Raw genomic sequence first — 8278 nt, forward strand, 5'->3', positions numbered from 1 at the left:
GCGATTTGCGATTTGCGATTTGCGATTTGCGATTTGCGATTTGCGATTTGCGATTTGCGATTTGCGATTTGCGATTTGCGATTTCTAAAATATTCATAACCTTAAAATTATATATCAAAAATAAACTATTGTCAATATTTATAATATACTATCTGCAATATATTTAACTATCTTTTCTCTTACATCTCTGCCGTAATAATCGAATTGTTTTTCTCTCATTTTTACTAAATTCTCTCTATTGTTGGCAATAAGTAAATCTATTTTATTAAATATGTCATCTGTAGAACTAGTATCATATCCTAAACCATTATTATCAATATATATAGGATTCTGCTCTTCCTGTCCAGGTAAAGCTCCCATAGATACAATAGGTATTAAACAGTTAATAGCTTCTATAATAGCTGTAGGACCTGATCTTGTTATTAATATATCATTCTCATGGAATAATTTTGGAAGTTCTTGAGTGTATCCCATTATAATAGGCTTATGCTCTTTTGAAGAATAAACTTTATTTAACTTATTAAATGTTTTTTCATTTCTTCCGCATACCACAGTTACTTCACATTTATATCTTTCATATAAACCGTCTATTATATACATAAGTCTTTTAGTTCTTTCAGAGTTATTAAGTAAAAGTATTTTTAATGTACCATTAATATTTGTATTTTTCATCACCTCTTCTTTACTTTTGTATAAAGCATTGAATCCTTCTCTGACAGGCAAACCAAATGTGATAATTTTTTCTTTATCAACTCCATTTTCCATCATATATTGAGAAGCTTCATAGGAAGGGCTTATAATTTTATCTGCTCTGTTATCAAACCATAATTTGCTTATTGTAATTAAATCAGTTATTATAATGAAAAATTTTATATTTATATTTTTCTTTCTTAAAATACTTAGAAGGCTTCCGCTAAACATTGGGTGTACATTAACTATTATATCAGGCTTATATTCTTTTATAAGTTTTAGAAATTTTCTTTTAACATTAAAAGCATTATTTTTATTTATTATATCTCTATTTTTAAAAGAAAATTTAAAAAGTCTATACCATAATTGCGGAGCATATTTTATACAGCTATTATAAAGTCTTTCAGCAGCCATAAGATCAGGGCCGCCAAGTGTAAAACCATTTACTACCTTACATTCTATTTCTTCCGGATATAATGCTTTGAAACCTTGTAAAAGTGAAGTATGAACACTTTTATGCCCATGCCCAGTATATTCTGATGATATAATAAGAATCTTTTTCATAAGATACCTTCTAAAATTAATATTACTTAGAATAGTTATATGTAAATTATACTTTAATTAGTTCATTTGTCAATAAATATTTAAAAGATTATTACATATAATAATCTTTAATTTATAAAAAAATCCTAATACCATAATGATATTAGGATTTTTTAACTTCAAATAATTATTTATTCAATTAGTTATTAATGTTATCAAAAGGATTATAAGTTAAAGAAGTAGGCTCTGCTTTAGAAATATAATTTTGTGTTTCTTTCTTATTTTGAGCTTCCATATATTCTCTTCTTGATAATGAGATTCTTCTCTTACTTTGATTAACTTCTCTTACAACAAAAGGATAAGTTTCACCTACTTTAAGAACCTCTTCCAAAGTGCTTCCTTTAGGAATTTCAACTTGAGAAACATGCATATAACCTTCTAAATCATCTTCCAAAGAAATAATAGCACCAGAATCAACTATAGCTTTTACAGTACCATCAACTATAGAACCTTGAGGATGTGCTTTTTCAAATAATCTCCAAGGACTGTCTTTAGTATGTTTATAGCTTAATTTAATTCTTTGTTTATCTCTGTCTATAGACATGATAACCATATTAACTTCTTCACCTTCTTTTACATAGTCTTTCATATTAACTATGTTATTTCTCCAGTCAAAATCACTTATATCACATATACCTTCCAAACCATTAGGAAGTTCAAATACAGCAAAGTTTTTAATGATTCTTTTTACTTTACATTTTACAGCAGATTTAACAGGGAAATCTTTTTCAACTGTATCCCAAGGATTTTCTTTAACTTGTTTTAAACCTAAAGTAAGTTTTCTTTCAGCAGCATTCATATCAAGTATTTTACACTCTAAGAAAGCACCTTTTTTAACAAAATCATTAGGATTATTAACATGAGAATTCCAGCTTAAATCAGAAACATGAACAAGTCCCTCTATACCATCAGCAACTTTTACAAAAGCACCGAATTTTTTAACATTAGTAACTTCTCCCTGTATAACATCATCTATATGATATTGTTCTACAAATTTACCCCAAGGGTCTTCATCTAATTGCTTAATACCTAAATCAACTTTACGATTTTCTTTGTCAACATGAAGAACTTTGAACATTCTTTCTTCACCTTTTGAGATTATAGACTTAGGATTTATAACTTTATCCCAAGACATATTAGGTATAGCAAGGAATCCATCAAAACCAGGTGTGATTTCAACAAAAGCACCGAATTTCTCAATATTTTTTACTTTACCATTAATAATATCATTTTCTTGAAGATTATTTAAGAATGTTTCTATTCCGGCATTTTGAGTTTCTTCTAATAAAACTCTTCTTGAAACTACAACATCTCTTCCGTTCTTCTTGATTACTCTAAACTCAAACTCTTTACCTATATAATCAGATTCTTTAATTCCTTTTGCTAAATCTATTTGAGAAAAAGGACAGAATGCCTGATGTCCCATTATAGATACCTTAAATCCAGCTACTTTCGAATCAGATCTAACAACTTCTTTAACAACGCCTGTAATTGCAGTATTATTTTTTACAGCATTATCTATTAATTCTTGAGATTTTCTCTTATCTATTTCACTCTTAGATAATATAACATAACCTTTATCATCTTCGCCTGAAACAATAGCCTCTATTTCTTCTCCAATAGTAGGTTCTTTATCAAATTCGCTTCTTTTTATTTTACCTTCAGATTTAGAATCAAAATCTATAAAAACATCAGTATCATCAAACTGAACTACTTTGCCTTTAACGATTTTTCCTCGGCTTAAAAATGTATTATCACTTTCCTCTAAAGCCTTGCGAAATTCAATTTCATCATTTGATAAATTTTTATTATCTTCCATTGTTCCTTCTCCCTCCTGTACTTTCACAGGTTAAAAAATATCTAATATTTATTTAATTAGACTTTATATTAAAAATCACATTAGCGATTTTTTCAACCACTTCATCAATAGTCATGCTAGTAGTATCTATTATATTAGCATTTTTTGGTACTACTAAAGGACTATCCTCTCTATTTGAGTCAAATTCATCTCTTTTTCTTATGCTTTCCCTAACTTCTTCATAAGTAATATTCTTACCTTTAGATAATTCCTCATTATATCTTCTTTTAGCTCTTTCATCTAAAGAAGCATCCATATAAAACTTGTATTTGGAATCAGGGAACACTACACTACCTATGTCTCTACCATCTACAACATAATTACCGCCTTCTGCTATTTTTCTCTGTAGAGATACCATATTCTGTCTTACAATGCTTATAGAAGAAACTTTAGAAACAAGATTAACAACTTCCATACTTCTTATAGCTTCTGTTACATCTTCATCATCTAAATATATTCTGCCTGCATTATCAAAGTTAATACTTAAATTATTAAGAGCTGATATGACTTCACTATTATTATTTATATCAATATGATGCTTGATCATATAAAGAGTTACGGCCCTGTACATAGCGCCTGTATCTAAATATTTAAAAGATAATTTCTTAGCTAATAATTTAGCTATTGTACTTTTACCTGCCCCTGAAGGACCATCTAAAGTGATTATTTCGTATGTACTTGACACCTATAACCTTTTTTTAATTAATATAATTTCCTATACAGTATATCATAAATAATTATAATTTGCAAATATTTATTTTAATAAAAAACAAACTTTATTACATTTTTTAAATATTTTCTAATAAATAATATATACTATTAGTATAAATAATATTAATACTGATAACTATATATCATAAATTCAGCTAATAATAATTAAAAACAATAAATTTCTAATTACAAATAATTTTTTATATTGTAATATATACATTAAATTAATACAATATAAAAATTCATCATTATTTCACAAATTATATTTAATTAAGCAAAAAATATAGAATTTTACTCAAAAGATTTATATTTTTTTATAGAAAAAGTAGCAACTCTCTTAAATTTAGTTATTATCCTAATGATTCCGTAAAAAAATCCAAGTCCATAGAAAAAATGAGTGATAAAAAACATGAAAGGATATATAAAGATTCCACGAATTTTTGATATAAAGCCTTTATCACAAAAAGAATATACAATACCAGCAAGGAAAGTCATTATTATGTAAACTAATAATGGAAGAAAATAAAATTTTAATAAACTTAATTTAGAAAAATGATAAATACACAAAACTATAGGGCTTAAAAGTATATAGTTAGCAAATAATGAAGGTAAAATAAATATTAAATTTTTAATATTAAAATCTCTAAACAGCTGTTCAAATCTTCCTCTTCCATAATTAAGAAGCATTTTTATATAAGCTTTTAAATTGGCTCTAGGAGGCCTTTGAACTATTATTCTAGGATTATATATCAATTTGTAGCCTAAAGAAAGTATTTTATCTATTAAGGCATTTTCTTCATTTGGATATAAATCCTCATTAAAAAGCCCTGCTTCAAATAAAACATTTCTCCTAACAAACAAATTGCAAAGTATAACATCCCTATCGCTGCCCTCTTTTACATCATTATTATCAAATCTATATCTATTAGCTATAGGTCCTACAGCATAATAAGCTCTCATGCATTTATCTATATACATTTCTATTAAAGAACTAACTTTATGTACGGCAGGACCTCCAACTATAGCTATTTTTTCATCTGATTCAAATATAGCACTAGCTTCTTTAATATTATCAGTACTTACAATAGAATCATTATCTATAAAATATACAATATCGCCTGATGATTGTTTAATACATTCATTTCTCTGAACAGTAGGATGTGTTCCTTCTGCTTGAAAAATTTCAATATTTTCCTTAGGGTAATTAGATAGGTATACCCCTTCTAATGTTTTTTCTATGTTTTCACCAACTCGGTGCGGTATTATAATAGTAAATTTCAGCAAATTCTACATTCCCATATATCTGATATATGCTGTTCTTAATTGAGCAGCCATTTCCTCAGGACTTGTAGGATTGCAAGGTGCCCAAGCTCCTGTTTCTGAAGAAGCATTGAATTTTTGCTTTTCTTTACTTCTCATAGGAGGGAAAAACTCTATATGATAATTCCATATATCGCTGTAATTAAAACCATCATTTACAGGTGCACTATACATACACATCATATAAGGGAATTTCATATCAAATAATAAATCCAATGTAGAAGTAGCTTTTTTCAAGGCATCTGCTAGAGCTAAACTTTCTTCTTTATTAAAATCAGTAATAGAATTTGTCTGTTTTTTAGGCATTATCATTATACCATAAGGATATTCTGATGCAAAAGGCAAGAAACATATAAAATGATTATTTTCAAATATAACTCTTTTATTATATTCAACTTCCTGCTCAATCATATCTAAAAATAGATTTCTGCCATTAACACTGTAATAACTAGAAGCCATTTCAATTTTTCTTTTTACTCTCAAAGGTATCCAACTATAACCGTATATCTGTCCATGAGGATGAGGCATTGTTACACCTACTACCTCGCCTTTATTTTCAAATGGCATAATATATTTTATCTTTTTATTTTCTGCTATAACTTTCATTCTTTCCTGCCATAAAGCTACTAATTTAGCAATATGATCCACAGGAAGTTCTGGTAAAGTAGTATTATGATCTGAAGAATATAAAATAACCTCGCATTTACCTATAGATGGAGCTGTTCTAAATAATTTTCCATTATCAACTTCATCGGGATAAGGAGGTTCAAAGGATAAAGCAGGAAAGTCATTATCATAACAAAGAACCTCATAACTATCTGGTACTTTTCCGCTGCCAGGACAAAATGGACAATAGTCTTTAGGCATCTGAGGACGTGCCTGCCTATGACTAGCTATCATAACATAATCTCCAAGCAATGGATTATAACGCAATTCTGCCATATTAATTCTCCTTAAATTTCATTTAATAAAAATATATTTTTACCTATTAATATATTATATACTTTTTTTTATAATAAACAATACATAAAACAATTATAATTCAAAAATATAAAATTATTTATTTTTTATTATTTTTAATATATAATTAAACAAATATATGTCGGAGATATTTTTATGTTTAGAAATATATTTAATATTGATACAATAAATAGAATAGTATGGTTTATACCATTCAGACAATTGAGAAATGATATAAGAGATTTACTTACAACATTATTTAATACATATAAAAGAACTAATATGATAAAAAATAAACTTAATTTCCCTGAAAATAATGAACCTAAAGATTATATATCAATATTAAGTACTGTAAAAAATGAAGCTCCATACATAAAAGAATGGATAGAATATCATAGGGTTATAGGTGTAGAAAGATTTTATATATATGATAATGAAAGTACAGATAATTTAAAAGAAGTATTAGAACCTTACATAAAAGAAGGAATTGTTACATATAATTTTTTCGGAGGTATAGGCAGACAACTAGACATATATGAAGATGGAATAGATAGATACGGCAAAAATACATTTTGGATGGCAATCATAGATTTAGATGAATTTATAGTACCAGTAGAAACTTATAATTTGAAAGATTTTTTAAAAGACTATGAAAAATATCCTGGAGTAGCTGTAAATTGGATACAATTTGACGGCAATGATCATATAGAAAAACCTAAAGGATTAGTTATAGAAAATTATAAAAGAGCATTTACTTTATCGAACCCTATAAACCAAATTACTAAATCTATAGTGCAGCCTAAATATGTGATGGAATATTTAACAGCACATCATTTTCAATATTTTAATGGATTTGCTGTAAATGAAAATTTTGAATATTCAAAAGAAAGAGATATGCCTAATTCTGTAAAAAAAATAAGAATACATCATTATGCTACGAAGTCTTTAGAAGAATATAAAGCAAAAATTAATAAAAAAGATAATGATGGTGTTATAAAAAATAATATGGGTATATATAAAGCTGAAGATTCATATATAGATAACACAATTGATAAATATATTCCAGAATTGAAAAAAAGATTGAATATGGATTAATCTAAAACTTCTGGAGTATCATTAATTTTAACTTTAAAACTTGATACATTAATAATATCATCTTTGCTATATATATGATATAAAGGCACATCTCCTATATAACTAGCCCATATTGTAAAAGTTGAAGGAGGTCCTATTATATAATCGCATAAGCTCAATAAACTATGGTCCTCAAACCACTGACATTTTGAAATTATATAATCATGATTTGGTTTTAAAGTTATCTCTTCATTAGAAAAAATGATAAACAAAATTTTCTTATTTGGAAATAAATTATAAAACTGATCTATCTTATCATTATAAACTTCATCTTCATAAAAAAATCGTCCTTTATTCCAAACTTTATAATCACCTCTTCTTATATGTATACCAACTTTTAAATCATAATTTGCAAATTTATTTTTTATATTATTATATTCTTCTGAATTAAGATTAATAGGAGTATATCTTTTAGCAAAATAATCTCTATACTGATAAACTAAATTCTCAACTCTAAAATCCCAGCCTGAAACAAATATAGTTTTATTTTTATTGGCAAGTATTTGACTGTCATATAACTCTATATTTTCTCTTAAATTGATATCCATATAATCATATATTAAAAATTTTTTTATATGGAGTTTTTTACAGAAATTAGATATACTTTCAATAATACTATATCTTATATTAATAGGCGGCAAAAGAATATTAGGAAGTTTTTTCAAACTATATTTATCTTTTATACCATAAATATATTCCATATCATAAAACTCTAAATTATGATATTCTATATTATTATGTTTGCAGTAAGCCTCAAAGTGAATATTTTGAAGAAGTCTGTTACTTTTATCACCGAATCTTTTATATAAAATTACCATACTTACACCTTAAAATGGTAATTCCATATAAATAAAATTTGCAATAATTTATACCCCATATTTTTTTTGGTGAAAATATGGCATATATAGGATATAAAATATTGATAAATACTAGACTGTAGACTGTAGACTGTAGACTGTAGACTGTAGACTGTAGACTGTAGACTGTAGACTGTAGACTGTA

The 8278-nt window shown here is 26.6% G+C and carries 7 protein-coding genes; 1 reads left to right on the top strand and 6 read right to left on the bottom strand.

The features are described 5' to 3' along the window. Window positions 1-138 precede the first annotated feature (138 nt). From Q0K19_RS14435 to galT, 5 genes are all read right to left on the bottom strand, one after another. Window positions 139-1254 (bottom strand): glycosyltransferase, encoded by a 1116-nt coding sequence (locus tag Q0K19_RS14435; protein ID WP_297249182.1) that lies wholly within the window; start codon window positions 1252-1254, stop codon window positions 139-141. Window positions 1255-1432: 178 nt separating this feature from the next. Beyond that, on the bottom strand, window positions 1433-3112 hold the full coding sequence (locus Q0K19_RS14440; protein WP_297249184.1) for a S1 RNA-binding domain-containing protein: 1680 nt from the start codon (window positions 3110-3112) through the stop codon (window positions 1433-1435). Between the two features lie 52 nt (window positions 3113-3164). Then, entirely contained in the window at window positions 3165-3836 is a 672-nt protein-coding gene (gene cmk, locus Q0K19_RS14445) for a (d)CMP kinase (RefSeq protein ID WP_297249186.1), read from the bottom strand. A 317-nt stretch (window positions 3837-4153) separates the two neighbouring features. Further along, window positions 4154-5146: a glycosyltransferase gene (locus Q0K19_RS14450; RefSeq protein ID WP_297249188.1), complete on the bottom strand. Its 993-nt coding sequence runs from the start codon at window positions 5144-5146 to the stop codon at window positions 4154-4156. Between the two features lie 3 nt (window positions 5147-5149). Beyond that, window positions 5150-6124 (bottom strand): galactose-1-phosphate uridylyltransferase, encoded by a 975-nt coding sequence (gene galT / locus Q0K19_RS14455; protein ID WP_297249190.1) that lies wholly within the window; start codon window positions 6122-6124, stop codon window positions 5150-5152. 174 nt (window positions 6125-6298) lie between these two features. On the opposite strand from galT, the gene Q0K19_RS14460 reads away from it, so the two are divergent. Next, window positions 6299-7237: a glycosyltransferase family 92 protein gene (locus Q0K19_RS14460; protein ID WP_297249192.1), complete on the top strand. Its 939-nt coding sequence runs from the start codon at window positions 6299-6301 to the stop codon at window positions 7235-7237. Here Q0K19_RS14460 and Q0K19_RS14465 read toward each other — a convergent pair. Next, window positions 7234-8094: an alpha-1,2-fucosyltransferase gene (locus tag Q0K19_RS14465; protein WP_297249194.1), complete on the bottom strand. Its 861-nt coding sequence runs from the start codon at window positions 8092-8094 to the stop codon at window positions 7234-7236. The genes Q0K19_RS14460 and Q0K19_RS14465 overlap by 4 nt on opposite strands. Window positions 8095-8278 lie beyond the last annotated feature (184 nt).

The organism is uncultured Brachyspira sp. (genome assembly GCF_944393015.1).
Lineage (GTDB): Bacteria > Spirochaetota > Brachyspiria > Brachyspirales > Brachyspiraceae > Brachyspira.

Bases quoted from the DNA above. Each gene is read 5' to 3' on its own strand.
- Q0K19_RS14435 (WP_297249182.1), bottom strand. From the start codon at position 1,254: ATGAAAAAGATTCTTATTATATCATCAGAATATACTGGGCATGGGCAT.
- Q0K19_RS14440 (WP_297249184.1), bottom strand. From the start codon at position 3,112: ATGGAAGATAATAAAAATTTATCAAATGATGAAATTGAATTTCGCAAG.
- galT (WP_297249190.1), bottom strand. From the start codon at position 6,124: ATGGCAGAATTGCGTTATAATCCATTGCTTGGAGATTATGTTATGATA.
- Q0K19_RS14460 (WP_297249192.1), top strand. From the start codon at position 6,299: ATGTTTAGAAATATATTTAATATTGATACAATAAATAGAATAGTATGG.
- Q0K19_RS14465 (WP_297249194.1), bottom strand. From the start codon at position 8,094: ATGGTAATTTTATATAAAAGATTCGGTGATAAAAGTAACAGACTTCTT.